This window comes from Amycolatopsis vancoresmycina (assembly GCF_000716785.1).
GTDB lineage: Bacteria > Actinomycetota > Actinomycetes > Mycobacteriales > Pseudonocardiaceae > Amycolatopsis > Amycolatopsis vancoresmycina.
Genome location: NZ_JNYY01000001.1, coordinates 729,603 through 754,736, shown reverse-complemented (window position 1 = coordinate 754,736; position 25,134 = coordinate 729,603). Strand labels below are relative to the sequence as shown.

At 72.3% G+C, this 25,134-nt stretch carries 19 protein-coding genes; 13 read left to right on the top strand and 6 right to left on the bottom strand.

What is annotated here, in order from left to right; all coding sequences use genetic code 11:
- The 10 genes from gcl to OO60_RS03185 all read left to right on the top strand — a co-directional run bounded on the left by gcl (position 1) and on the right by OO60_RS03185 (position 12,129).
- Entirely contained in the window at positions 1-1,689 is a 1,689-nt protein-coding gene (gene gcl / locus OO60_RS03230; RefSeq protein ID WP_003055174.1) for a glyoxylate carboligase, read from the top strand.
- Positions 1,690-1,931: 242 nt separating this feature from the next.
- Positions 1,932-2,801, top strand: a complete 870-nt coding sequence (locus tag OO60_RS03225) for an FAD binding domain-containing protein (RefSeq protein WP_033260734.1) — start codon at positions 1,932-1,934, stop codon at positions 2,799-2,801.
- Positions 2,792-3,262 (top strand): (2Fe-2S)-binding protein, encoded by a 471-nt coding sequence (locus tag OO60_RS03220; protein ID WP_003055180.1) that lies wholly within the window; start codon positions 2,792-2,794, stop codon positions 3,260-3,262. Before OO60_RS03225 ends, OO60_RS03220 begins: the two co-directional genes overlap by 10 nt.
- Complete coding sequence (pucD, locus tag OO60_RS03215) at positions 3,259-5,550, top strand: xanthine dehydrogenase subunit D (RefSeq protein ID WP_003055182.1); 2,292 nt, start codon at positions 3,259-3,261, stop codon at positions 5,548-5,550. The genes OO60_RS03220 and pucD overlap by 4 nt, the downstream gene beginning before the upstream one ends.
- A 1-nt stretch (position 5,551) precedes the next feature.
- On the top strand, positions 5,552-6,034 hold the full coding sequence (locus tag OO60_RS03210) for a nucleoside deaminase (RefSeq protein WP_003055184.1): 483 nt from the start codon (positions 5,552-5,554) through the stop codon (positions 6,032-6,034).
- 112 nt (positions 6,035-6,146) lie between these two features.
- A complete protein-coding gene (locus OO60_RS03205; protein ID WP_003055186.1) occupies positions 6,147-7,592 on the top strand; it encodes an NCS2 family permease in 1,446 nt (481 codons plus the stop codon).
- 9 nt (positions 7,593-7,601) lie between these two features.
- Positions 7,602-7,979 (top strand): allophanate hydrolase-related protein, encoded by a 378-nt coding sequence (locus tag OO60_RS03200; protein WP_003055188.1) that lies wholly within the window; start codon positions 7,602-7,604, stop codon positions 7,977-7,979.
- Positions 7,976-9,073, top strand: a complete 1,098-nt coding sequence (locus OO60_RS03195) for a glycerate kinase (protein WP_033260733.1) — start codon at positions 7,976-7,978, stop codon at positions 9,071-9,073. The genes OO60_RS03200 and OO60_RS03195 overlap by 4 nt, the downstream gene beginning before the upstream one ends.
- 27 nt (positions 9,074-9,100) lie before the next feature.
- Positions 9,101-9,796, top strand: a complete 696-nt coding sequence (locus OO60_RS03190; protein WP_004561771.1) for a TetR/AcrR family transcriptional regulator — start codon at positions 9,101-9,103, stop codon at positions 9,794-9,796.
- Positions 9,797-9,903: 107 nt separating this feature from the next.
- Positions 9,904-12,129, top strand: a complete 2,226-nt coding sequence (locus OO60_RS03185) for a glycoside hydrolase family 15 protein (protein WP_004561772.1) — start codon at positions 9,904-9,906, stop codon at positions 12,127-12,129.
- A gap of 42 nt (positions 12,130-12,171) precedes the next feature.
- Here the strand turns inward: OO60_RS03185 and OO60_RS03180 are convergent, their stop codons facing one another.
- Together OO60_RS03180 and OO60_RS03175 are read right to left on the bottom strand one after the other, a co-directional pair.
- Positions 12,172-13,038 carry an NAD(+)/NADH kinase gene (locus OO60_RS03180; RefSeq protein WP_004561773.1) on the bottom strand — a complete coding sequence of 289 codons (867 nt, stop codon included), beginning with the start codon at positions 13,036-13,038 and terminating at the stop codon, positions 12,172-12,174.
- Complete coding sequence (locus tag OO60_RS03175; RefSeq protein WP_004561774.1) at positions 13,035-14,036, bottom strand: SPFH domain-containing protein; 1,002 nt, start codon at positions 14,034-14,036, stop codon at positions 13,035-13,037. Before OO60_RS03175 ends, OO60_RS03180 begins: the two co-directional genes overlap by 4 nt.
- Before the next feature lie 77 nt (positions 14,037-14,113).
- Between OO60_RS03175 and OO60_RS03170 the strand changes: the two genes are divergently transcribed.
- Together OO60_RS03170 and OO60_RS03165 are read left to right on the top strand one after the other, a co-directional pair.
- Complete coding sequence (locus OO60_RS03170; protein ID WP_033260732.1) at positions 14,114-14,791, top strand: NUDIX hydrolase; 678 nt, start codon at positions 14,114-14,116, stop codon at positions 14,789-14,791.
- Between the two features lie 27 nt (positions 14,792-14,818).
- On the top strand, positions 14,819-15,199 hold the full coding sequence (locus tag OO60_RS03165; RefSeq protein ID WP_004561776.1) for a hypothetical protein: 381 nt from the start codon (positions 14,819-14,821) through the stop codon (positions 15,197-15,199).
- 93 nt (positions 15,200-15,292) lie between these two features.
- Here the strand turns inward: OO60_RS03165 and OO60_RS03160 are convergent, their stop codons facing one another.
- The 3 genes from OO60_RS03160 to OO60_RS03150 all read right to left on the bottom strand — a co-directional run bounded on the left by OO60_RS03160 (position 15,293) and on the right by OO60_RS03150 (position 20,645).
- On the bottom strand, positions 15,293-18,130 hold the full coding sequence (locus OO60_RS03160) for a glycoside hydrolase family 2 TIM barrel-domain containing protein (protein WP_004561777.1): 2,838 nt from the start codon (positions 18,128-18,130) through the stop codon (positions 15,293-15,295).
- A 90-nt stretch (positions 18,131-18,220) separates the two neighbouring features.
- A complete protein-coding gene (locus tag OO60_RS03155) occupies positions 18,221-19,222 on the bottom strand; it encodes a LacI family DNA-binding transcriptional regulator (RefSeq protein ID WP_244885478.1) in 1,002 nt (333 codons plus the stop codon).
- Between the two features lie 31 nt (positions 19,223-19,253).
- The gene (locus tag OO60_RS03150) at positions 19,254-20,645 is read right to left on the bottom strand and encodes an amino acid permease (RefSeq protein WP_004559684.1); all 1,392 of its coding nucleotides are present in this window, start codon (positions 20,643-20,645) and stop codon (positions 19,254-19,256) included.
- 126 nt (positions 20,646-20,771) lie between these two features.
- Between OO60_RS03150 and OO60_RS03145 the strand changes: the two genes are divergently transcribed.
- Positions 20,772-21,677, top strand: a complete 906-nt coding sequence (locus tag OO60_RS03145; RefSeq protein WP_004559683.1) for a glutaminase — start codon at positions 20,772-20,774, stop codon at positions 21,675-21,677.
- Position 21,678: 1 nt separating this feature from the next.
- Here OO60_RS03145 and OO60_RS03140 read toward each other — a convergent pair whose 3' ends face one another.
- Entirely contained in the window at positions 21,679-25,071 is a 3,393-nt protein-coding gene (locus OO60_RS03140) for a DEAD/DEAH box helicase (protein WP_033260730.1), read from the bottom strand.
- Positions 25,072-25,134: the final 63 nt, after the last annotated feature.

Below are 25,134 nucleotides of genomic sequence, written 5' to 3'. Positions count from 1 at the left end.
ATGCCCCGGATCCCCGCGATGCAGGCCGTCGTCGACGTCCTGGAAAGCGAAGGCGTCGACACCGTCTTCGGCTGCCCCGGCGCCGCCATCCTCCCGCTGTATAACGCCCTACAAGGCCGGGCGATCGAGCACCTGATCGTCCGCCACGAAGAAGGCGCGACGCACATGGCCGACGGCTGGGCCAGGACGAACGGCAACGTCGGCGTCGCCATCGGCACGTCCGGGCCGGCCGGGACCAACATGATCACCGGGCTCTACACCGCGCACGCGGACTCGATCCCGATGATCTGCATCACCGGCCAGGCGGCGACGACGAAGCTGCACCAGGAGGCGTTCCAGGCCGTCGACATCGTCGAGATCGCCAAGCCGGTGACGAAGTGGGCGGTGCAGGTCAAGGAAGCCGCTCAGCTGCCGTGGATCTTCCGCGAGGCGTTCCGGGTCGCCCGCTCGGGCCGGCCCGGACCGGTCCTCATCGACCTGCCGATCGACGTCCAGAAACAGGACATCGAGTGGGATTCCTCGATCGACTCGCCGCTGCCGGTGACCCGGGTGACCCCGGCGCCCGCGCGGGTCGAGCGGGCCCTCGACCTGCTGCTGGCCGCCGAACGCCCGCTGATCCTGGCCGGCGGCGGAGTCGTCCTCGGCGAGGCGAGCGAGCAGCTGCGGGCCGCGGCCGAGCGCTTCGGCGTGCCCGTCCAGGTGACGCTGATGGGCAAGGGCAGCTTCCCCGAGGACCACGAGCTGTTCGCCGGGATGGCCGGCATCCAGACGTCCCAGCGCTGGGCCAACGCGGCCTTCCTGGAGGCCGACCTGGTGCTGGCGCTGGGCGCCCGGTTCGGCGACCGGCACACCGGCGAGCTGTCGGTGTACCGCGGCGAGCGGAAGTTCATCCACGTCGACATCGAGCCCACCCAGCTGGGCAAGGTGTTCGGCCCCGACCTCGGGATCGTCTCGGACACGCGCGAGTTCCTCGACGCACTGCTGGCGGCCGCCGCGGAACGCGAGCCGCGGCCGCGCCGGGACTGGGTCGCCCGGATCGGGGAGCTGAAGGAGGCACTGCCGCGGCGGGACGACTTCGACAGCCTGCCGATCAAGGCGCCGCGGGTGTTCAAGGAGATCAACGAAACCTTCGGCGATGACACCTACTTCGTCACCGCGATCGGGCTGTACCAGATCTGGTCGGGTCAGTTCCAGAAGGCGCACAAGCCACGGCACTACCAGGTGTGCGGCCAGGCCGGCCCGCTCGGCTGGGAGATCCCGGCCGCGATCGGGGTGAAGAAGGCGCGCCCCGAAGCCGAAGTCGTCGGCGTGGTCGGCGACTACTCGTTCCAGTTCCTGGTCGAGGAGCTGGCGGTGGCCGCCCAGTACGACGTCGGGTTCGTGCTGATCATGCTGAACAACGAGTACCTCGGGCTGATCCGGCAGGCCGAGACCGGCTACGAGATGAACTTCGAGGTCGACATCCACTACGACGCGATCGGCACGGACAACGTGAAGATCATGGAGGCCTACGGCTGCTCCGGGACCCGGGTGCACGAGCCGGGGGAGATCCGCACGTCGCTGGAGTGGGCGCGCAAGGAGGCCGAGCGCACCAGCCGCCCGGTCCTGGTGGAGATCATGATCGAGCGCGAAGGCAACGCCGCCATGGGGGCCGCGCTCGACACCGTCCGCGAGTTCGAACCCTGCTGACGCTCGTGAGTGGTAAGGCGAGTTCTAACTCGCCTTACCACTCACGACCGCTCGCGTGACCACGGCCGCTGTACGGGATCCTGACCTCGTACGGCGGCCTTTCCGCGCGCGCACGAAGGCGGTTGTCGGAAAGTACAAACGCGGGCTCGAAATTCACCCGTCTTTCAGGGGTTTTGCCGTGGTCCCGGCCACAGCTCAGCGTGTGTACTTCTTGCCGAAGCAGCCCCGAAAGGACGTCCACAGTGGAATTCCTCCGACCCGCCTCGCTGGCCGACGCGCTCGCCGCGCGCGCCGCGAACCCCGGTGCGGTCCCGATCGCCGGCGGCACGGACGTGATGGTCGAGCTCAACTTCGACCACCGCCGCCCGGAGTCGCTCCTCGACCTCGGGCGCGTGCCCGAGCTGCACGAGCACGGCACCGACGGCGGCCGGATCCGGCTCGGCGCGGCCGTGCCCTACACCCGGATCATCGCCGAACTGGGCACGCAGCTGCCCGGGCTGGCGATGGCCGCGCGGACCGTCGGGTCCCCGCAGATCCGCAACCGCGGGTCCGTGGGCGGCAATCTGGGCGCGGCTTCGCCGGCGGGTGACTCCCACCCGGCGTTGCTCGCGGCGGAGGCGGAGGTCGAAATCGCGTCGGTCCGCGGCACCCGGGTCGTCGCGGCGAAGGACTTCTACGTGGGCGTCAAGCGGAACGTCCTGGCGCCGGACGAGCTGATCACGGCCGTGCTCCTGCGACCGGCCACCGGGCCCCAGCAGTTCAGCAAGATCGGCACCCGCAACGCCATGGTCATCGCGGTCGCCGCGTTCGGGCTGGCTCTGCACCCGGCGGAGCAGCGGGTCGGCACCGGAGTCGGCTCGGCCGCGCCGACTCCGCGCCGGGCCCTCGACGCCGAGGAGTTCCTGGCCGCCGAGCTGGACTGGGAGTCGCGCCGGCCGGTGACCGACTCGGTGAAGCGCCGCTTCGGCGACCTGGTGGCCGCGGCCGCGTCACCGATCGACGACGTCCGGGGGAGCGCGGCCTACCGGCGGCACGCGCTCGGTGTGATGGCGAGACGGACGCTGACCTGGGCCTGGACCGAATACTGCGAAGGGAGCGCGAAGTGCGCGTGAACGTCACCGTCAACGGCGAACACCGCCGGGCGGACAACGTCTGGGAAGGCGAAAGCCTGCTCTACGTGCTGCGCGAGCGGCTCGGCCTGCCGGGCTCGAAGAACGCCTGCGAGCAGGGCGAATGCGGTTCGTGCACGGTCTACCTCGACGGTGTCCCGGCGTGTGCGTGCCTGGTTGCGGCCGGGCAGGCCGAGGGCCGCGAGGTCGTGACGGTCGAGGGGCTGGCCGACGGGGAAGCCCTCGACCCGGTGCAGGAGGCGTTCGTCGAGCGCGGTGCCGTCCAGTGCGGGTTCTGCACACCCGGCCTGCTGGTCGCCGCGCACGACCTGATCGGGCGCGTCCCGGACCCGAGCGACGTCGAGATCCGCGAGGCTCTCGCCGGGAACCTCTGCCGCTGCACCGGTTACGAGAAGATCTTGGACGCCGTCCGCGACGCGGCCGCGAAGAAGGCCGTCCGATGAGCGCCCCGGCCCGGTCCCCGCAGGAGCTGCACGACACGATCGCGGGCGGCATCGGCGAGAGCCCGCTGCGCCCGGACGGCACGCTCAAGGTCCGCGGCGAGTTCGCCTATTCCTCGGACCTGTGGCACGAGGACATGCTGTGGGGCGCCACGCTGCGCAGCCCGCACCCGCACGCCCGGATCGTCCGCCTCGACGTCTCCCGCGCGCTGGCCCAGCCGGGCGTGCACGCGGTGCTGACCCACGAGGACGTACCGGGGGAGAACGTCTACGGCCTGAAGTACCAGGACACCCCGGCGCTGGCCGCGGACCTCGTCCGCTACCAGGGTGAGCCGATCGCCGTCCTGGCCGCCGACCACCCGGAGATCGCGCGGCAGGCGCTCAAGGAGATCGTCGTCGAGTACGACGTCCTCGAGCCGATCACCGACCCGGAGCGGGCCGCGCACGACAACACCCTGCCGAAGTTGCACCCGGGCGGGAACCTGGTCCGCCACCAGCGGATCGTCAAGGGCGACCCGGACGCGACCGCGGACGTCGTCGTCTCCGGTGTCTACGAGATCGGGATGCAGGACCAGGCGTTCCTCGGCCCGGAGTCCGGGCTCGCGGTGCCGGCCGAGGACGGGGGTGTCGACCTGTACCTGGCCACCCAGTGGCTGCACGTCGACCAGCGGCAGACGGCGAAGGCACTGGGCCTGCCCCTCGACAAGGTCCGGCTGACGCTGTCGGGGGTCGGTGGCGCGTTCGGCGGCCGCGAGGACCTGTCCATGCAGATCCACTCGTGCATGCTGGCGCTGCGCACCGGCCGTCCGGTGAAGATGAGCTACAACCGGCTGGAGTCCTTCTTCGGGCACGTCCACCGGCACCCGGCGAAGATGTACTACGAGCACGGCGCGACCCGCGACGGCAAGCTCGTGTACGTCCGCGCGAAGCTGTACTTCGACGGCGGCGCGTACGCGTCCAAGACCCCGGTCGTGGTCGGCAACGGCACCACGCTGAGCGTCGGCCCCTACGACGTCCCGAACGCGCACATCGAGGGCTGGGGCGTGTACACGAACAACCCGACCTGCGGTGCGATGCGCGGGCTCGGTGCGGTGCAGCCGACGTACGCCTACGAGTCCCAAATGGACAAGCTGGCGTCCGCTTTGGACATGGACCCCGCGGAACTGCGGATCCGGAACGCGCTGAGCGAAGGGTCCACTGTGGTCACCGGGCAGGTGGTCGACTTCCCGGCGCCGGTGGCGGAACTCGTCCAGCGGGTCCGCGACCTGCCGCTGCCGCCCGAGCCCGCCGGCGAGCGGGACATCCGCGAGCTGCCCGGCGGGGCGTCCAACACCACGCACGGCGAAGGTGTCGTCCGTGGCGTCGGCTACGGCGTCACGATCAAGAACATCTCCTACGCCGAAGGGCTCGACGACTACTCGACCGCCCGGGTCCGCCTGGAGGTGCTCGGCGGCGAACCGGTGGCGATGGTGCACACCGCCGCCGCGGAGGTCGGGCAGGGGCTGGTGACGCTGCAGCAGCAGATCGCCCGCACCGAGCTGGGCGTGACGCGGGTGAGCGTGCACCCGGCCGACACGAGCGTCGGGGACGCTGGCTCGAGCTCGGCGTCACGCCAGACCTACGTCACCGGCGGCGCGGTCCGCAACGCCTGCCGCGCGGTCGCGGATGCTGTATACAGTCGCCTGGGTATCGCCTCCGAAGGCATGAGCCTGGCCGGCGGCAAGGTCGTCGCGGCCGACGGCGAAGTCGTCGCCGACCTGGCCGAACTACTCGGCGACACGGCCATCGAGGAGACCCGCGAGTTCCACCACCGGCCGACCTACCCCCTCGATCCGGAAACCGGGCAGGGTGACGCCCACGTCCAGTACGGCTTCTCGGCCCACCGTGCGGTGGTCGACGTCGACCTGGACCTCGGCCTGGTCAAGGTCGTCCAGCTCGACTGCGCCCAGGACGTAGGCAAGGCGATGAACCCCGACGCCGTCGTCGCCCAGATCCAGGGCGGCTCGGCGCAGGGCCTCGGCCTCGCCGTGATGGAGGAGATCCTGGTGCGGGACGGGAAGGTGCGGAACCCGTCGTTCACCGACTACCTCATCCCGACCATCCTCGACATGCCGCCGATGCGCGTCGACGTCCTCGAACGGCCCGACCCGCACGCGCCCTACGGCGTCCGCGGCGTCGGCGAACCACCCACGATCTCGGCCACGCCCGCGATCGCCAACGCCATCCGCGCGGCCACCGGCCTCGAGCTGCCGCGCGTCCCGATCCGTCCCGAGCACATCACCGGAGTCTGAGATGACCACGTCGATTTCCGTCGAGCAGGAGTGGCTCGACCAGGCCATCCGCATTGCCGAACGCAACGTCGCGAACGGCGGCGGTCCGTTCGGCGCGCTGGTCGTGCAGGACGGCGAGGTCGTCGCGACCGGCGTCAACCGCGTCACCGCGAACCTGGATCCGACCGCGCACGCCGAGGTGGTCGCGATCCGCGCGGCCTGCCAGGCGCTCGGCACGTTCAAGCTGGACGGCTGCGTGCTCGTCTCCAGCTGCGAGCCGTGCCCGATGTGCCTGTCGTCGGCGCTGTGGGCGCGCGTCGACCGGATTTTGTATACCGCCGACCGCGACGACGCGGCCAAGGCCGGGTTCGACGACCGGGCCTTCTACGAACTCTTCGACCGTCCTCGCGAGACCTGGACGGTACCCGTGACCCGACTGTCCATGAAGGACGGTTTCGCCCCCTTCGCGGCCTGGCTCGACAAGGCCGACCGCACCGACTACTGACCCACGAAGTCAGCAGCTGACCGGAGCACAACCGAATCGAACGTCCCGCTCGGCCAGGCACGGCGTGGTGCCTGGCCCTGGCCGAGCACACCCACCGGCAAGGGCAGGACGCATGACCCAGACCGAAGTCCCCACCCCAGTAGTCGACGAAGTACCCTCGCAACGCCGTTCGCTGCTCGAGAAGCTCTTCGAGTTGCGTACCAGGCAGACCACGATCGGCCGCGAAGTCCGCGGCGGCGTCACGACGTTCGTCGCGATGGCCTACATCGTGCTCCTCAACCCGCTCATCCTCGGCGCCTCCGCCGACATCACCGGTGCCCGGCTCTCGGCCGCGCAGGTGACCACCGCGACCGCGCTGTCCGCCGCCGTGATGACCGTCCTCATGGGACTCGTCGGCAACGCGCCGCTCGCGCTGGCCGCCGGGCTCGGCATCAACGGCATCGTCGCCTTCCAGATGGCGCCGTCGATGACCTGGCCGCAGGCGTTCGGGCTGGTCGTGCTCGAAGGCGTGTGCATCGTGCTGATGGCCGTCAGCGGCGTCCGCGAGCGGATCATGAACGCCATCCCGCGGCCGCTGAAGATGGCGATCACCGTGGGCATCGGGCTCTACATCGCCCTGGTCGGGCTGGTCAGCGCCGGATTCGTGACCCGGGTGCCGGACTCGGCGCAGACGACCGTCCCGGTGCGCCTCGGGGCGAGCGGGCACCTGCACGGGTGGCCGATCGTCGTGTTCTGCTTCGGCCTGCTGCTGATGATCGTGCTGATGGCCCGCAAGGTGCCGGGCGCGGTGCTGATCAGCATCGGGGTGGCCACCGTGTTCGCCGTCGTGCTGCACGAGGGGTTCGGCGTCGGCGGCTGGGGCCTGACCACCCCGGCCCTGCCCGACCACGTCGTCGCCGCCCCGGACTTCGGGCTCTTCGGCCACATCGACCTCTTCGGCGGCTTCGCTTCGGCGGGAGCGCTCGCGGCCACGGTGTTCCTGTTCACGCTGGTGCTGTCCGGCTTCTTCGACGCGATGGGCACGATCACCAGCGTTTCCGACGAAGCCGGTCTGTCCCAGCACGGCAAGGTGCCGCGGATGGGCCGCATCCTGCTGGTCGACGGCGCGGGCGCGATCGCCGGCGGGGTCACCGGCTCGTCGCCGAACACGGTGTTCCTCGAATCGGCGGCCGGCGTGGGCGAGGGGGCGCGGACCGGGCTGGCGAGCGTCGTCACCGGGCTGCTGTTCGCCGGCACGCTGCTGTTCACGCCGCTCGCCGGGGTCGTCCCGGCGCAGGCCGCCGCGCCCGCGCTGGTGGTCATCGGCGGGATGATGGTCGCGCAGTGCCGCACCATCCCGTGGCACGACCCGGACTACACGATCCCGGTGTTCCTCACCGCGGCGCTGATCCCGTTCACCTACTCGATCACCAACGGCGTCGGGGCCGGCCTGATCGCGTTCGTGCTGATCAAGATCGGCCGCGGCCGGTGGCGCGAGGCCGGGTGGCTGCTTTCCCTGCTGGCGCTGGTGTTCGCCGGGTACTTCGCCATCGACGGCGTCGAAACCCTCTTCCGGTAAGGAGTTCCCGTGACCCTGATGTTCTTCAACGGCGGTGCCATGCGCGGCGAGCCGCTGCACCACCTCCTGGCCGGCTCGCCCTTCGTGACCACGGCGGAAACCGCGCCGAAGTACCGGTTCTACGCCGTCGGCGACCAGTGCCCGGCGCTGTACCCGGTGTCGCACGGCGGCGCGGCGGTGACCGGCGAGGTCTACGACGTCTCCCTGGACGACCTGCGGGACAAGGTGCTGCCGTCCGAGCCGCACGAGCTGGAGCTGGGCGTGGTGGAGCTGGCGGACGGCAGTTCGGCGTTCGCGATGCTGCTGCGGCGGCCGTACACCTCGCACGTCGCCCTGCGGGACATCACCGAGATCGGGGACTGGCGGGCGTACCGGGCGAGCGCGTGAAGGTCCTGGTCGCGCCGGACAAGTTCAAGGGGTCGCTGACCGCGGCCGAGGTGGCGTCGGCGGTGGCTTCCGGCTTCGCCGACGTTCACCCGGCAGCCGCGGTGACGACGCTGCCGGTGGCCGACGGCGGCGAGGGCACGGTCGACGCCGCCGTCGCCGCCGGGTTCCGCCGCGTGCGGGTGCCCGCCCGCGGGCCGACCGGGGCGCCGCTCACCGCGTCCTACGCGGTCCGCGGGGACACCGCGGTGGTGGAACTGGCCGAGGCGTCCGGGCTGCACCGGCTCCCCGGCGGCCCGCAACCGCGCACCGCGTCGAGCGCGGGCACCGGCGACGTCATCGCCGCCGCAGTGCGGGCGGGCTGCCGCCGGATCGTGCTCGGCGTCGGCGGCAGCGCCTGCACCGACGGCGGCGCGGGGATGCTGACCGCACTGGGTGCACGGCTCCTGGACGCCGCCGGGCGCGAACTCCCGCCCGGCGGTGCGGCTTTGTCCCGGCTAGCCTTGCTGGACCTAACTGGACTGTCCGAAGTGGACATCGAGCTGGCGAGCGATGTGGACAATCCGCTGTACGGCCCGCGCGGGGCCGCTGCCGTCTACGGCCCGCAGAAGGGTGCGTCCGCGGCGGACGTCGAGATCCTGGACGCCGCACTGCGGCACTGGGCCTCGATCGCCGGACCTTCCTTCGCCGAACGACCGGGTGCGGGTGCGGCCGGGGGAGTGGGCTTCGCCGCGATGGCCGTGCTGGGCGCCCGGATGCGCCCCGGCATCGAGCTGCTCCTCGACCTGCTCGGCTTCGACGCGGCGCTGGCCGGAGCCTCGCTGGTCGTCACCGGCGAGGGTTCCCTCGACGAGCAGACCCTCTCCGGCAAGGCGCCGGCGGGGGTGGCCCGCGCCGCGGCGGCCCAGGGCATCCCGTGCGTCGCGGTGTCCGGACGCTGCGCGCTGTCCGCGCGCGACCTCGCCGCCGCGGGCATCTCCGCGGCCTACGCGCTGACCGACCTGGAACCGGATCCGGCGCGGTGCATGGCCGAGGCGGCACCCCTGCTCCGCCGCCTCGCCCGGCGAGTCGCGGCGGACCACGTACCGAACAAGTGATAGCGAGCTTTTGTTACCATTGGAACCATGGTGACGAAGACGGCGGCGGACACCCGTGAGCGGATCCTCCAGGCGGCGGCCGCGCTGCTGGCCGCGGAGGGGCGCGACGGCCTGTCGACCCGCGCGGTCAGTGCCGCGGCCGGCGTCCAGCCGCCCGCGTTGTACCGGCTGTTCGGCGACAAGGACGGCCTGCTCGACGCCGTCGCCGCGTACGGTTTCGACGAGTACCTGGCGAGCAAGCGCGCGCTGGGCTCGACCGGCGACGCGGTGGAGGACCTGCGTCGCGGCTGGGACCTGCACATCGAATTCGGGCTGTCCCGTCCGGAGTTCTACGTGCTCATGTACGGCGACACGCGCCCGGGCCGCACCTCGCCCGCCGGCCGCGAGGCCGAGGCGATGCTGCACGGCATCGTCGAGCGCGTCGCGGCGGCGGGGCGGCTCCGGGTGAGCGTCGAGCGCGCGGCTCGGCTGGTGCACGCGACCGGCATGGGCGTCGTGCTGTCCCTGATCGCGACCCCGGTGGCGGACCGCGACCCCGAGTTGTCGCCGACCGCACGCGAAACGGTGCTGAGCCGGATCCTGACCGGCGGCGGCGAACCGGCGGGTTCGGACCTGCCGGAGCGCGCGATCGCGCTGCGGGCCGGGCTCGACGGCGCCACCGTCCTCACCGCGGCCGAGCGCGTCCTGATGGCCGAATGGCTGGACCGCATCGCCGACGCCTGAGCCGGGCTGGATCGGTTCAGTCCGATCGGACATTGCTTGTCACCGACCGGTGGCTCAATATGTTGCGGCTCGCAACATATTGACGACAACGCCGTCGGAGGACCCCGATGATCAGGTGGAAAGCAGTCCTGGCCTGCGCCGGAGCCGGAATTCTGCTCGCCGGGGCGCTGCCCGGCACGGCCCTGGCGAGCGGCACCGCGACCGACTGCTGCGGTGGCGGCGCCTCGTGGGCGACCGGCAACAAGTCCGCGCTCGGCACGTCGACGACCACCGGCAGCCCGGTGTGGTTCACCGTCGCCAACGGCGTCACCTCCGAGGTCTTCTACCCGCGGGCCGACGTCCCGAACATGCAGGACATGCAGTTCGTGATCACCGACGGCTCGAGCTTCGTCGACCTCGAACGCGACGCCACCAACCACGTCGTGTCCATGCCCGACGAGAAGGCGCTGCAGTACACCGTCACCAACACGGCCAAGAGCGGGAAGTACCGGATCACCACCGACTACGTCACCGACCCGGCCCGCGCGACCCTGGTGACGAACACCCGGTTCCAGTCGCTCGACGGCGGCAGCTACCGGCTCTACCTGCTGGCCAACCCGTCGATGGCCGGCGGCGGCTCGAACGACAACGCCTGGTGGGACTCCTCGGGCGCGCTGATGGCGAGCGGGACCGAGACGCTGTTCGGCGGCACGGCCACCACGGTCGTCTCCGCGCTGCGCGTCTCGACCGGCTTCACCGCGCACGACAACGGCTACACCGGCGCGGCCAGCGACTGCCTGGTCGACCTGCGCGCCGACAAGACCCTGAACAACCAGTTCGACGCCATCTCCGGCACCGGCAACGTCGTCCAATGTGGACAGATTCCGGTGGGCACCGACACGACGTTCACCGTCGCCCTCGGCTACGGCGGCACCGCGGCCGCCGCTTCCTCGGCCGCGAGCGCGTCCCTGACCAGCGGTTTCCCGGCCGTTTCGGCGTCCTACCGCAGCGGCTGGAACTCGTACGTGACCGGCTTGAAGGCCGCGCCGGCGAGCGTTTCCGGTGACACGCAACGGCGTCGCGCCTACTACGTCGCGGCGATGGCGCTGAAGACCGCCGAAGACAAGCAGCACCCGGGCGCGAGCGTCGCCGGGCTGGCGACCCCGTGGGGCGACTTCACGAACGGTGACCACCTCAACGACGGCTACCACCGCGTCTGGGGCCGTGACCTGTACCAGCAGGCGACCGGCCTGCTGGCCGCCGGCGACAGCGCGCAGGCCAAGCGGATGGCCCAATTCCTCTGGAACTCCCAGTGGATCGGCAGCCCCACGGCCGGTGACGGCACGACGTACCCGGCGGGCTCGTTCCCGCGCTACAGCCCGGTTTCCGGCGTGGCGGGCGCGAGCGCCCAGCAGCTCGGCTGCTGCGAACAGCTCGACCAGGACGCCGACGCGATCCTGCTGGCCTGGCTGACCGGCCTCACCGACGCCTCGACGTACGCCAAGGTCAAGACGACGGCCGGGCACATCGTCTCGGCCGGCCCGGACACCACCGAGCGGTGGGAGGAGCAGTACGGCAAGTCGCCGTCCTCGGTGGCCGCCGAGATCGCCGGGCTCGTCGCCGCGGGTGCCATCGCGCGGGCGAACGGCGACACGGCGAGCGCGTCGGCGTGGGAGTCCACAGCGGACTCCTGGCGCAACTCCCTGGCCGGCTGGACCGTGACGACGTCCGGCTACTGGGGCGGGCACACCTACTACGAACGCCTCGACCGGGCCGGCAACCCCAACGACGGCGCGACGATCTGCTTCGACGAAGGCTGCTTCTACGAGCACGACGTCACCGACTTCGGCTTCCTCGACCTGGTGCGGCTCGGGATCCGGCCGGCCGGCGACACGACGATCGCGAACTCGGTGGCGCCGACGGCCGCGGCGTCGGACGGCAACTCGGCGGTGCAGGTGACGCTGCCGAACGGCGACGTCTACTTCCACCGCTACCCGCACGACAACTACGGCGAGAGCACGGCGAACTGCAGCGGCTGGCCGGCGAACGGCTCGCAGCGGTTCGGGCGGCTGTGGCCGGTGCTGTCGGGGGAGCGCGGCGAGTACGAACTGGCCAACGGCCGCTCGGCGGCGGTGTACCTCAAGTCGATGGCGGACTCGGTCAACGACGGGTACTTCGTGCCGGAGCAGGTCTGGGACCGCGCCGACGTCGGCTGCTTCGGCCTCGGCAGGCCCACCGGCAGCGCGGGCCCGCTGATGTGGGCCGAGGGTCAGTACCTGCGGCTGGCGCAGAGCATCGACGCGGGCCGCAACCTCGACACGCCGTCGATCGTCAAGACCCGCTACGGCACCTGATCCCACCGGCCCGGCACCCCTCGGTGTGCCGGGCCGGCGCGGTCACCGCACCAGGCGGACGGTCTTCGCCGCCGGGGCGAAGGTCGCCGTCTGGCCGCGGGTGAGGGCGACGCTGTCGGATTCGAGGCCGTCGCCGAACGCGACCAGCCGGTCGGATTCGACCTCGACGGTCAGCGGCGACGCCGTCAGTTCTCCTTCGGTGCAGCCGGTTCCCGTCGTCGGTGACGGCCACGCCTCCCGGACGAACCAGACCAGCCGTGCCTCGCCGGGCGCGGGCAGCCGCAGCGCGCTGCGGCGTTCCCGCCAGACCGAACCGCACCAGCCGGTGGCCCCGGTGCCGGTGCCGACGAGGAGGCCCGAGGACGCCTGGCGTTCGGCCGTCCCGCCGGCCCGCAGCCGGTAGCGCGCGGTCTGGTGCCCGGCGTGCCCGAGGTAGATCTCGTTCAACGCGAGCAGCCGCTGGCCGTCGTCGGCGGTGAGTTCGGCCATCGTCCGGTGCTCGACGGCACCGGTGGACCGCACGAGATCGGCGACGGCGTGCGCCGGGTGCCTGACGAGCACGCCGGGCTCGCCGGGCGCGATCCCAACGACCGGCTGGCCGTCGAGGTACTTGGCGACGTTGGCGACCAGGCCGTCCTGCCCGACCACGACGACTACGTCCTCCGGGGTGAAGAGGAACCGGTCGAGGTCCGCCCGTTCGACCTCGCCGCGCCGCCAGTCGAGCGGGATGGCGGCACTGGCCGCGGCGAGAGCGGCGCGCACGGCCGCGTCGGCGGCGGTCACCTCGGCGAGGTCACGGCCCCGGGTGCGCAGGAAGAACTCGGCTTGGCCGCGCGTGCCGTGGCGGGCGACCAGCTCGTCCAGCTCGGTGCGGCGGTGCACGAGGACGACCCGCGGGGCCAGGCTCACGAGCGGACACCGAGCTTCGTCAGCAGCGGCGTGAGCAGGTCCGGGGTCAGCACCAAGCTGTCGATCTGCGGCAGGTTCCCCGCCAGTTCCTTCAGGGCCAGCCCGGTCAGCACGCCCTCGGGCAGATCGCGGTACGCCGCCAGGCGCGCGGCCTCGCCCGCCGCCTCCGCCTCGCCGAGGGCGCGCTTGCCGTCCGCCTCCACCTGCGTCAGCCGCTCCTTCCGCGACGCCTGCGCTTCGGTCTCGATCCGGTTCGCCGCCGCGGCTTCCTCGGCCTGGCGGCGGGCGTTCGCGCCGCGCTGGGTGAGCAGCTGCTCCTCGCGGCGGGCCAGCTCGATCTGGTTCTGCAGCTCGTTCTCGCTGATCGCGCGTTCGCGTTCGACGGCGAGCGCCCGCCGCTCGAAGGTCGCGCGGTCGGCTTCCTGCTGCACCTTCTCGCGCGCGGTCGTTTGCAGTGCCTTCTCGACCTCCGGCTCGGCCCGGATCGCCACGACCCGGACGTCGATCACCGCCGAGCCGGTCTGCGCGAGCCGGGTGTCCTCTTCGGCCAGCCCGGCGCGGATCCGGTCGCGGACCGCGCGGACGCCGTCGACGAGCGCGGTCGCCAGCGGGGTGCGGGTCAGCACCTCGACCGCGTACTGCTGGACGTTTTCGGTGAGCAGCCCGCTGATCTGGGCCAGGGGGTCGCTTCTCCAGCGCCCGGTGTCCGGGTCGATGGAGAAGTCGATGCGCTGGGCGGCCAGTGCCGGGTCCTCGATCCGGAAGGTCAGGGCCAGCTGGACGGTGACGTCCTGGAAGTCGGCCGTGCGGGCATGGAACAGCAGCGGCAGCTCGCGGTCGTCCACCGGGACCTCCGACACGACCGCGGTCAGCGGCCGGTACCAGAAGGACAGCCCGACGCCGTCGTGCGCGAGCTTGCCGCGGCGGTAGTGGCGGATGTGGACGGTCGGGGCGCCGCGCAGGTGCCGGAACCCGAAGCGGCGGTCGATGTCGGCCATGGAGTCCTCCTCTTATCGTCGAGGTGACGATATGCGGTGGACTCGCTAATCGTCAAGCTGACGATTAGAGTGGTGGCATGGGTCACCCGCCGTTCGCCGTCACCGTCGACCTCGTCGTGCTCACCCTGACCGGGGAGGAGCTGTGCGCGCTGGTGGTGCGCCGCGGCGTCGAGCCGTACCGGGGGGAGTGGGCGCTGCCCGGCGGGTTCGTCCGGGAGGACGAGGACCTGGCGGACGCGGCGCGCCGGGAACTGGCGGAGGAGACGGGACTGGCGCCGGGGTCGGTCCACATCGAACAGCTCGCCGGCTACGGCGCCCCGGACCGCGACCCGCGCATGCGGGTGGTGACGGTGGCGTACCTGGCGCTGGCCCCGGACCTGCCGGTGCCGCGCGCGGGCACGGACGCGGCGGAGGCCCGCTGGGCGCCGGTGCGGACGTTGCGGGCCGAGCACCTGGCGTTCGACCACGACCGCATCCTCGCCGACGGCCTCGAGCGCGCCCGCGCGAAGCTGGAGTACTCGCCCTTGGCCACGGCGTTCTGCCCGCCGGAGTTCACGGTCGCGGAGCTGCGCCGGGTGTACGAGGTGGTCTGGGACACCCGCCTCGACCCGCGCAACTTCCACCGCAAGGTGACGGGCGCGGACGGCCTGCTGGAGCCGACGGGCCGGACGACCACCCGCGACGGCGGCCGCCCGGCCCAGCTCTACCGGCGGGGCGAGGCGGACCTGCTGTACCCGCCGATGCTGCGCGGCTGAGCCGGGTTTCCTTGCTAGGTTGGCAGCATGGGGTTCTGGGGGAGACGGAAGAAGAAGCCGGACCTGACCGAGTGGCGGGTCACGGCACTGGAGCCGATCGAGCCGGTCGCGCACTGGGGCTTCGCCGCGGACACGGCCGACAGCTGGGTGACGGGCCAGCTCCTCCTGCTGCCCGACGGGGTGCTGGTCCGGCGTTACGGCGGCTCCCGCTACGGCGGCGGGGAGACGACGTACCAGTACGGCGCTTGGGAGCTGGTGACGTGGTGGCCGGGAATCACCGGCCGCGACGAGGCGATCGGCGCGCTGCGCGGTGCGGGCTACGACCTGTACGAACCGGACCCGGTGCCGCCCGGGGAGCGGACGGCGGGGCCGTTCCCGGGGGCGCCGGATCCGGCTACGCCGATCTGACCCGGGCGGCGCGGGTCATCGGGGTGCGGGCGGCGGGGCTGTTCCCGGGCCCGGCCGCGCTGACCTGACCTGACCTGACCCGGGCGGCGCGGATCACCGGGACCGCACCGCCCGGAACCACAGCGTGAACTCCGTCTTCTGCGGCACCAGCCGGTACCGCGGCAGCACCCCGGGCCCGCACGAAGCCGACCCGAGCCCGTGCTGTGCCACATCCAGCGTCAGGTGCACCAGCTCACCCGGCACCAGATCGTCCGTGTGCCGCGCCGCCTCCAGCTCCGCCGCCGTCCAGCGGCGGGCCGTGAAGTCGAAGACCGGGTCGCCGTCGACCTGGATGCCGTGGCCGTCCGGGGCCGTCAGGCGGGCCCAGCGGACCGCCGTCCGGTTGCCGTTCTCCTGCGGGAACACGTACGGCGTCTGCAGACCGTCGACGCTGCGGGAAAACCGGCCGATCCGGGCCGCCTGGCGGCTGTCCGGGTACGCCTCGCCCGGGCCGCCGCCGAACCACTCGGCCGCGCCGAACGCGCCCGGGACCGCCATCGTCAGCCCGAGCCGGGGGAGCGTGCCGGGGAACTCGCCGTCCGGGGTCACCGCCACCCGCAGCCGCAGGCGGTCGTCGAACGCCGTCCACGTGTAGTCGGCCAGCAGGCCGGACGGCAGCGCCGGCGGCGCCACCCGGGTGCGCACCACCAGTTCCTCGCCGTCGGCGTCGACCGCGATCACCCGGTGCTGCATCCGGTGCAGGCCCGCCTCACGCCACTGGTCGGCGTCCGGCCGCCCGGCGAACGTGCCCCGGTCGTTGTCGGTCGTCGCGCGCCAGACGTCCAGCCGCGGCCCGTGCACCGCGTGCTCGCCGAGCGAGGTCAGGACACCGGTCGCCGGGTCGAACGCACCGGCGCCCAGCACCAGCCGGCCGCCGGTGCGGAACACCGGCCCGCGCGGCGGCAGCGGCGCCGCGGCGGGCGCCGCCGACACCGGCAGCTGGCCCCAGCCGACGACGTGCCCGGCCGGGGCCCACGCCGTCGCCGAGGCCAGCGCCGCCGACACGGTCAGCCACGACTCGCCGCCCGTCGCGGGCAGCACGGGCAGCGGCACCGACACGCTCTGTCCGGAAGGGACGGACGGCACGTCGAGAACCCCTTGCGCCACCGTGATTCCCTCGTCCTCCAGCGTCCAGGTGAACGTGAGGTGCGCGGTGGTCACGAAGTCGTGGTGGTTGCGCACCACGATCCCGGACGCGCCGGCCGAGATCCGCACCGGCTCGATGATCTTCGCGAACTCGGCCAGCGACGGCGACGGCGTCCGGTCGGGGAAGAGCAGGCCGTCGATGACGAAGTTGCCGTCGTGGATCGGCTCGCCGAAGTCCCCGCCGTAGGCGAAGTGCTCGTCGGCGGCCAGGCCGTGGTCGATCCACTCCCAGACGAACCCGCCCTGGCAGTTCGGGTACCGCTCGAACAGCTCGCGGTACTCCAGCAGGCCGCCGGGTCCGTTGCCCATCGCGTGCCCGTACTCGCACAGCACGAACGGCAGATCCCGCCGTCGCGCGTTGTCGTCCTCGCGGCGGCCGATCCGCTCGACCTCCTCGTGCGTGGCGTACATCCGGCTGTGGACGTCCACGTAGGCGCATTCGTGATCGCCCTCGTAGTGGATCGGCCGCGTCGGGTCGCGGTGGCGCACCCAATCGGCCATCCGCGCCAGATTTTCGCCGGTGTGGCTTTCGTTGCCCAGGGACCAGAGGATCACGCTGGGCCGGTTCTTGTCCCGCTCGACCGTGCGCCGCATCCGGTCGAGGTAGGCATCCGCCCAGATCGGGTCGCTGCTGGGGTTGCCCGCCCAGCCCAGCGGCTCGAACCCGTGCGTCTCGAGGTCGCACTCGTCGATCACCCACAGGCCGTGGGTGTCGCACAGCTCGAGGAACGCCGGATCCGGCGGGTAGTGGCTGGTCCGGACGGCGTTGACGTTGTGCCGCTTCATCAGCAGCACGTCGGCCAGCGCGGTCTCCGGCGACACCACGCGCCCGGTGCGCGGGTCGTGCTCGTGGCGGTTCACCCCGCGCAGCAGCAGCCGGCGGCCGTTGACCTTGAGCTGCCCGTCCTCGATGGACACCGTCCGGAACCCGATCCGCACCGGCACCCGCTCGGCTACGGTCGACAGTATCCCGTCGTACAACCTGGGAGTCTCCGCGGTCCACGGCTCGACCGGCAGCGCGAGCGGCTCCCCGGCCGGGTGCCCGGCGATTTCGAGCTCGGGGATGTCCAGCACGACATCCGGGCCGGTCTCGACCTGGACCGTGCCGAGGCCGGTCGTGTGGTCGTAGTCCGCGCGGACCCAGTAGTCGCCGATGCCGCCGTCCGGGCGGGCGAGCAGGGTGACGCCGCGGAAGATCCCGGACAGCCACCACATGTCCTGGTCCTCGAGGTAACTGCCGGCCGACCACTGGTGCACGCGCACCGCGAGGACGTTGCCGTGCGGCCGCAGCAGCGGCCCGACCTCGAACTCCGCCGGCAGCCGGCTGCCCCGCGTGACGCCGAGTTCGGTGCCGTTGAGCCAGATCCGGCCGCACGAGTCGATCCCGTCGAAGCGCAGCAGCGCGGACCCGGCGGGCCAGTCCGCGGGCAGGTCGAACCGTAGCCGGTGGTCCCCGGTCGGGTTGTCCGACGGCACGTGCGGCGGGTCGACCGGGAAGGGGTAGCGCACGTTCGTGTAGGCGGGCCGGCCGTGGCCGTGCAGCTGCCACAGCGACGGCACCGGCAGCTCGTCCCAGGCCGAGTCGTCGAAGTCGTCGCCCTCGATCCCCGCCGGCGCGGCCGCGAGGCCGGGCGAAAGCCGGAACCGCCACGTGCCGTTCAGCGACAGGGCCGGCGCGTCGGAGGTGAAGGCCGCGCGCGCGGGGACGGATCCCCGGCCGGGACCGGGGTCTTCGAGGTACGGCATGAGGTCCTTTCCACGGCGGCCGTGAACGTTCCCGTGAACGTTCACGGCCCCTCGGCAGTGTGCGCGGCGGGAGGACGGGGTGTCAAGCAGTCAGGCGGATTCGCGCAGGTGGAGGCGAGCGCGGACGACCAGCTCGCCGGGTTCGAGCGGCTCGGCACCGGTCACGAGCCGGGCCGCCTGCTCGACGGCCAGCGCGCCGACCGCGCGGGTGTCGACGGCGACGCTGGAGAGCTCCGGCTCGACCAGGGTGCCGAGCGCGAGCCCGTCGAACCCGATCACGGCGAGGTCGGCGGGCAGGCGCAGGCCGAACCGGCGGGCCTCGCGCAGGGCGCCGATCGCCATCACGTCGTTGAACGCGAACAGGGCGGTGACGTCGGGGTGGGCGGCGAGCAGCGTGGCCAGCGCCGCGCCGCCGCCGTCGACGCTCTGCGCGCCGCCGGCGATCCAGCCGGGGTGCACGGAGATCCCGCACTCGGCGGCGGCCCGCAGGAACCACTGCCGCCGGACGCTCGGGGTGGGCCGGCCGTCGAGCATCCCGATCCGCCGGTGCCCGCGCGCGACGAGGTGGGCGACGGCCTCGCGGACGCCGTCCTCGCCGTCGATCCCGATGCCGCTGAACCGCGGGGTGCGCGGCTCCCGGCCGATCAGCACGACCGGGATGCCGGCGGTGAGGCGGTCGAGGTCCTCGTCGGACCGGCCGAAGTACCCGGCGACCGCGTCGACCTGGGCGCCGATCACCCGCAGGGTGGCCAGCTCCTGCTCGGGGTCGTCGGTGGTGTCGTAGACGACGACGTGCCAGCCGCGGGTCCGGGCCGCCGCCAGCGCCCCGGAGGCGACCTCGGTGAAGAACGGGTTGAGCAGGTCCGGCACGACGAGCCCGATGGTGGTGGTCTCGGGCCGGACCAGGCCGCGGGCGAAGCGGCTGGGCCGGTAGCCCAGCTCGCGGGCGGCGTCGAGGACGCGCTGCTTGGTCGAGCCGTCGATCTCGGCCTTGTCGTTCAGCGCCCGCGACACCGTCTGCCGCGAAACCCCGGCCGAGCGGGCGACGTCGTGGATCGTCACCCGCCGGGGTTCCGTGCTGCTCGAAGACACGCGTCGAGTATGCCCGCCCGCGGCCGGGGCGCTAGCCGGCCGGGGTGCGTTCGCGGCGTTTCGCCACGAAGCGCCAGCCCACCGCCAGGATCACCGCGAGGACCGGGATCGAGGAGAACGCGATCTTCTCGGCGCCGTCCGAGAAGCCCATCAGCACCACCACCAGGGCCAGGAACACCAGGGTCGCCCAGCCGCTGTAGGGCGCCCACGGCATCCGGTACGACGGCCGCTCCAGCTCGCCGCGCAGGGCGGCCTGCCGCAGCCGCAGCTGGCAGAAGATCAGCGTCGCCCAGGTGGTGATCACGCCGAGCGACGCGATCGCGATGGCGATGTCGAACGCCTCCTTCGGCACCAGGTAGTTCAGCACCACGCCGAGCACGTAGGCCACCGACGTGAACAGGATGCCGCCGTAGGGCACGTGCCGGCGGCTCATCCGGCTGACGAACGACGGCGCCTCGCCCTGCTCGGCCAGCGAGCGCAGGATGCGGCCGGTGGAGTAGAGGCCGGAGTTGACGCTGGACAGCGCCGCGGTCAGGACCACGGCGTTCATCACGTCGCCGATGCCCGGGATGCCGAGCCTGCTGAACACGGTGACGAACGGGCTCTCGTCGCCGCTGTAGAACGGCCACGGCAGCAGCATCGCCAGCAGCAGCACCGAACCGACGTAGAACACGCCGATCCGCCAGACCACGCCGTTGATCGCCTTCGGCAGCACCTTGCGGGCGTCCTTCGTCTCGCCCGCCGCGATGCCGACCACCTCGATGGCCGAGTAGGCGAAGATGACCGCCTGCAGCGTCATCAGCGCGACGCCGATGCCGGCCGGGAACAGTCCACTGTGCCCGGTCAGGTTGTGCGCGCCGGCGGAGCTGCCGCCGATGTCCGCGCTCGTCAGCACCAGGCCGGCGCCGACGACCAGGAACACGACGATGGCCAGCACCTTGACCACCGAGAACCAGAACTCCAGCTCGCCGAACACCTTGACCGACAGCAGGTTCACCGCCAGCAGCACACCCAGCGCGATCAGCGCGGTGACCCACTGCGGCACGTCCGGCAGCCACTTGTGGACGTAGATGGCGACCGCGGTGATCTCGGCGATCCCGGTCATCGCCCAGTTCACCCAGTACATCCAGCCGGAGGCGAACCCGGCCCACGGGCCGATGAACTTCCGCGCGTAGGTGACGAAGCTGCCGGAGCTGGGCTCGTGCAGGACGAGCTCGCCGAGCGCGCGCATCACGAAGTAGGCGGCGATTCCGCAGATCGCGTAGGAGAAGACCAGCGACGGGCCGACCTGGTGGAGCTTGCCGCCGGCGCCGAGGAACAGCCCGACGCCGATCGCGCCGCCGATGGCGATCATCTGCACCTGGCGGTTGCCCAGTGCTTTCGAATAGCTTTCACCTTTTTCGGTGAGCAGCGAGGAATCCATGGTTGCCAGACGCTAGAGCGATGTGCGGCGGGTCACCAAGCAGGCTAAGGAAGACTTAAGGTGTGCGGGAAATCACGGCCGGGGGTGCGCGCCGACCGGTCCGGGCGGCCTTCTACGCTACGGCCCGTGGATCTCGCGGCGCTGCTGGACCGGATAGCCGACGACGTCGCGCCGGAGATCGGCCGCGGCGCCGTCGCCGGCTACATTCCCGCGCTGGCCAGGGTGGAACCGGGCCGGTTCGGCATGGCGGTGGCCGAAGTGGACGGTGCGCTGCACGGCGTCGGCGACTGGCAGCACCCGTTCTCGGTGCAGAGCATGTCCAAAGTGTTCACCCTCGCGCTGGCGCTCGCCCGCGGCGACGGCGTGTGGGCGCGCGTCGGCCGCGAACCGTCGGGTGACCCGTTCAATTCGCTGGTGCAGCTGGAACACGAGGACGGCATCCCGCGGAACCCGTTCATCAACGCGGGCGCGCTGGTGGTCACCGACGAGCTCGCCCGCCACGGCGACGCGGCCGAGGCGCTGCTGGCCTTCGTGCGGCAGGAGAGCGGCCGCCAGGAGATCGCGGTGGAACCGGAGGTGGCGGCCTCGGAGGCGGCGCACGCCGACCGCAACCGCGCACTGGCCTACTTCATGGCGTCCTACGGCAACATGCGCCACCCGGTGCCGTCGGTGCTGGACCAGTACGTCAGGCAGTGTTCGATCGCGATGAGCTGCGCGGACGTGGCCCGCTCGGCGTTGTTCCTGGCCCGCCACGGCCTCCGCAACGACGGCTCGCGCCTGCTGGGCCTGAGCGCGGCGAAGCGGATCAACGCGGTGATGCTGACCTGCGGAACGTACGACGCGGCGGGCGAGTTCGCGTACCGGGTCGGGTTGCCGGGCAAGAGCGGCGTGGGCGGGGGCATCGTGGCGATCGTGCCGGGCCGGTGTGCCGTCTGCGTGTGGAGCCCGGGGCTGGACGCGCGCGGCAACTCGGTCGCGGGGGTGGCGGCGCTCGACCGCTTCACGACGCTGACCGGCTGGTCGATCTTCTGACTCAGCCGGATTCGGTCCGGACGGGCAGGGCCGCAGCCAGGGTGTCGAAGTAGCGCTGGTCCTGCCAGCGGCGCCGGTCGCCGATCACGTAGAGCCGGCGCTTCGCCCGCGAGACCGCCACGTTGAGCAGGTTGGGCTTGGCCGCGGCCCACCGGCGCGCACCCTCCTTGGCCGGATCGCTGCCGAGCACGATCACGACCACGTCGGCTTCCTGGCCCTGCACGGTGTGGACCGTGCCTACCTCGATCGCGCCGGCTCGCTGCCGCACGACGCGCTGGGCGCCGCGGACCACGTCCCGGAACGGGCTGATCACCCGGATTGCGCCCGGGTCGACGTCGAGGGCGACGAGCTCGTCGAGCAGCCGTCCGAGCTCGGCCCCTTCGGCAGGGACCCAATGCTTCTCGGAGTGGGTCGCCGGGACGTCGATCCACTCGTCACGGCCCGGGAACGGCGGGCGCTCGCCGGTGCCGTAGACCATGAGCTCCCCGCCGTAAGCGATCCGGTTCGAGACCTCGAACATCAGCCGATCACACCGGCGGTGCACGCGAAGGGGTGCACCCACCCAGGTCGCCCCGTCACCCACCGGATCGGGCAAGGCGGTGCCGAACCGGTTGAGGCGGTCCGCCACCCGCTGCGCCGAGGTCGCGTCCGGCAGCCATTCATCGGCGACGCGGTATCGCGTGAGCAGGGCGGTCTGGGCGGTCGTCGGCAGCGTCACGATCGGTTCCAGCTGCTGCGGATCACCGACGAGCACGGTCCGCCGGGCCCGCCAGATGCCTCCGGCCGTCTGCTGGGGCGTGGCTTGGCCGGCTTCGTCGACGAACAGCCACCCGAGCGCTTCGGGACCGAGCCGGCCGAAAAGCCGCGGAAGGGAGGCGAACGTCGTCGAGATGACCGGGACAACCAGGAAAAGCGTCTGCCAGACCGCCAGCAGCGTGTCATCCCGGAGGGTCGGGTTGCCGCTGAGCACCGCTTCGGCCGCGGTGAGGTTGTCGCGCATCGGCGCACCCGCGCCGAGCACGAAGGCCTTGTGCAGGCGGAGGGCTTCGAGCGTGACCCGGTTGCGGGCGGTGGTGAACTCGGAGTCGGCCCAGGGCGCGCACAGCTGGAAGGCGTCGTCCCCGGCGAACGCCGCGGGATCGGGGACGTGGCCCGGCCAACGGCGGTGCGCGGTGGCGATGAAGGAGACGACCTTGTCCAGCTCGAACCGGGCCGAGTCGAGCCGGCCGCCGGCGTTGCGGAGCCGGGCGTCGAGGGCGGAGCCTTCCTCGGCCAGGCGGCGAAGTGCGGCCGCCCACTGGTCCAGCACCCGCGCCGCGTCGTCACGCCGGCGGCGGAGCCGATCGTGCTCGGCGTGCCACGCGCGTCCTGCCCGGAACAGCGTCGAGACCGAAACCCAGAATCCGGGTTTGTCCGCGCGATGATCCCGGTGGACCGCCGTCGCGTGGTGGAGCACGGCCGCGGCGGCTGCGTGCCCGCGCTGCGATTCCGCGACCCGCCGGCCCCAGTCCGCATGCTGATGCTGCAGCTGCGTGAAAGCTCCTTCGGCTTCGCGCAGGCAGGCCTCCAGCCCGGGACGATCCTTCAAGGCCCGCGCGACCTGCTCGCGTTCGGCGGCCAACCGGGTGCACGTTGCCTCGGCGTCGCGGAAACGCCGGACCGCCGTCGCCCAGTCGTCGACCGCGCCGGGCTGATCCCGGGCCGCGCGCAGGATCCGTTGCAGACCCGGGATGTCCGGCTGTGCGGCGGAGTCGTCGGTCTGCACCGTTTCCCGGCCCCACCAGAACCGTTTGGCGAACTGGCCGCAGTTCTTCCGGTTGCCCAGTGTGGCGGCGAGCAGGCCCCAGGCCGGCTTGCCGAGCACGTGGGAAGCCAGGTCGCGGAAGTAGTCGACCGCGACCGCGGCCTCTTCGGCGCCGCCGATCGCATCGATGCCGGGTATCTCCGCGGTCACGTTCGCGGCCGCCTTGTTCCCGGAGGTGGCCACGAGGATCTCCGCGCCGGTCACGGCCGGCGAGACGCGTCGGACGGACGCCGAGAACCGTTCGGTGATCTTGACCCGCTCGAGCTCGCCGGAGAACGCGTCGGCCGGCGTGGCCAGCCCGGCGAGCGATTCGGCCCGCTGGACCAGCACGGCGGCGATCACGTCGCGGAGCAAGGTGGTCTTGCCGGTGCCCGGCGGGCCGTTGACGGCGAACAGACCGCCGCCCGAATCGAACTCGGCCAGGATTCGGTCGACCGCGAACTGCTGGCTCAGCACCAGTGGCCGAGCCGGGTCGCCGGGCCAGCGCCCGAGCGGCAGCCGGGCGGGCGCGACCGCCTCGAGCACGGCGCCGGGTGTGGTGCGGACGTCGACCCGGGCGTGGACCGGCACCGAGCCGGAGTCGGCGAGGAAGCCGCGAAGCCCGGTACCGAGGTCGCCGGTTCGCACGGCCTTGGCGATCTTCGCGAGGTCGGGCACGTAAAAGCTGTTCAGGAACGTGCTGTCGCGCGCGTCGGCGGCGTCCCTGACCCGCACCTTCGTGCACTGCACGCGGATGCCCCGTGGATCGAGCGCGCCGTCGACGCCCAGTGCTGAGGCCAGTTCCGCGGTGAACTCGTGCACCGCGTCCGCGGTGAGGTCGAACCGCGGGCGGGCACCGGGGCCGGGCTCGGCCGCCGGTTCTCCCGCCCTCTTCTTCGGGGTCAGCAGCTTCGCAGCGAAGGTGCCGGCCACCGCCCCGGCGATGCCTCCGACAACCGGGCCGGCCACCGAGGTGACCGCGGTGGCCGCGGCCGTGGTGACTGCCGCACCCGTCGCCTTGGCCCCCGCTCCGGCTGCTTCGCGCGCAGCTTCCTTCGCGTGTTCGCCAAGCGCATGCATCGCCTTGCCCGCCGTGGAACCGCTTCGGGGTTCGCGGGAAGGCGGTGCGAGCCGGTCCAAACCGTCAGCGAACCCGCGCTCTTCGGCTTCGAATCCGTCGAGCCAGTCGGCGTCCGGGCCCTCGCGGCTCAGCCGGCCCAGGGCCCACGCGCACGCGGAGAGGATGCCCGAGCCCTCGACCAGGAAGCCGTCGGCGTCCACCGTGAACGCGAACAGCGCCGCCTGGCCCGAACTGCGTCCATCCGCAGGCGTGGTGTCGTCGCCGAACGCCCGGGCCAGCGTGTCCCGGATCGCCGTCAGCTCGTACAGACCACCGTAAACGGTGAACTGCCAAGCCAGCGCCGTCGGCAGCGGGCGAGCCCTGAGCGGGTGATTTTCCGACCACGGGGTCTGCTCCCGCGGGTCGAGGTCGAACACGAGCTGGTCGGCTCCGGGGCCGCCGCGCCGGTCGATCTTGGGGACGGTGGCCGGGCTGAGCGTCTCGACCGCACGCCAGAACTCGACCGTGCGCGCACGACTGTCCCCCTGCATGAGCCCCCTCACGTCTGTGGCAGGTGTCACTGTACGCCAGCGTCGTCACAGCGGGTCACCGAC

Coding starts and splice junctions, on each gene's coding strand:
- gcl (WP_003055174.1), top strand. CDS start 1: ATGCCCCGGATCCCCGCGATGCAGGCCGTCGTCGACGTCCTGGAAAGC.
- pucD (WP_003055182.1), top strand. CDS start 3,259: ATGAGCGCCCCGGCCCGGTCCCCGCAGGAGCTGCACGACACGATCGCG.
- OO60_RS03210 (WP_003055184.1), top strand. CDS start 5,552: ATGACCACGTCGATTTCCGTCGAGCAGGAGTGGCTCGACCAGGCCATC.
- OO60_RS03205 (WP_003055186.1), top strand. CDS start 6,147: ATGACCCAGACCGAAGTCCCCACCCCAGTAGTCGACGAAGTACCCTCG.
- OO60_RS03190 (WP_004561771.1), top strand. CDS start 9,101: ATGGTGACGAAGACGGCGGCGGACACCCGTGAGCGGATCCTCCAGGCG.
- OO60_RS03185 (WP_004561772.1), top strand. CDS start 9,904: ATGATCAGGTGGAAAGCAGTCCTGGCCTGCGCCGGAGCCGGAATTCTG.
- OO60_RS03175 (WP_004561774.1), bottom strand. CDS start 14,036: ATGGCCGACATCGACCGCCGCTTCGGGTTCCGGCACCTGCGCGGCGCC.
- OO60_RS03170 (WP_033260732.1), top strand. CDS start 14,114: ATGGGTCACCCGCCGTTCGCCGTCACCGTCGACCTCGTCGTGCTCACC.
- OO60_RS03165 (WP_004561776.1), top strand. CDS start 14,819: ATGGGGTTCTGGGGGAGACGGAAGAAGAAGCCGGACCTGACCGAGTGG.
- OO60_RS03160 (WP_004561777.1), bottom strand. CDS start 18,130: ATGCCGTACCTCGAAGACCCCGGTCCCGGCCGGGGATCCGTCCCCGCG.
- OO60_RS03150 (WP_004559684.1), bottom strand. CDS start 20,645: ATGGATTCCTCGCTGCTCACCGAAAAAGGTGAAAGCTATTCGAAAGCA.
- OO60_RS03140 (WP_033260730.1), bottom strand. CDS start 25,071: ATGCAGGGGGACAGTCGTGCGCGCACGGTCGAGTTCTGGCGTGCGGTC.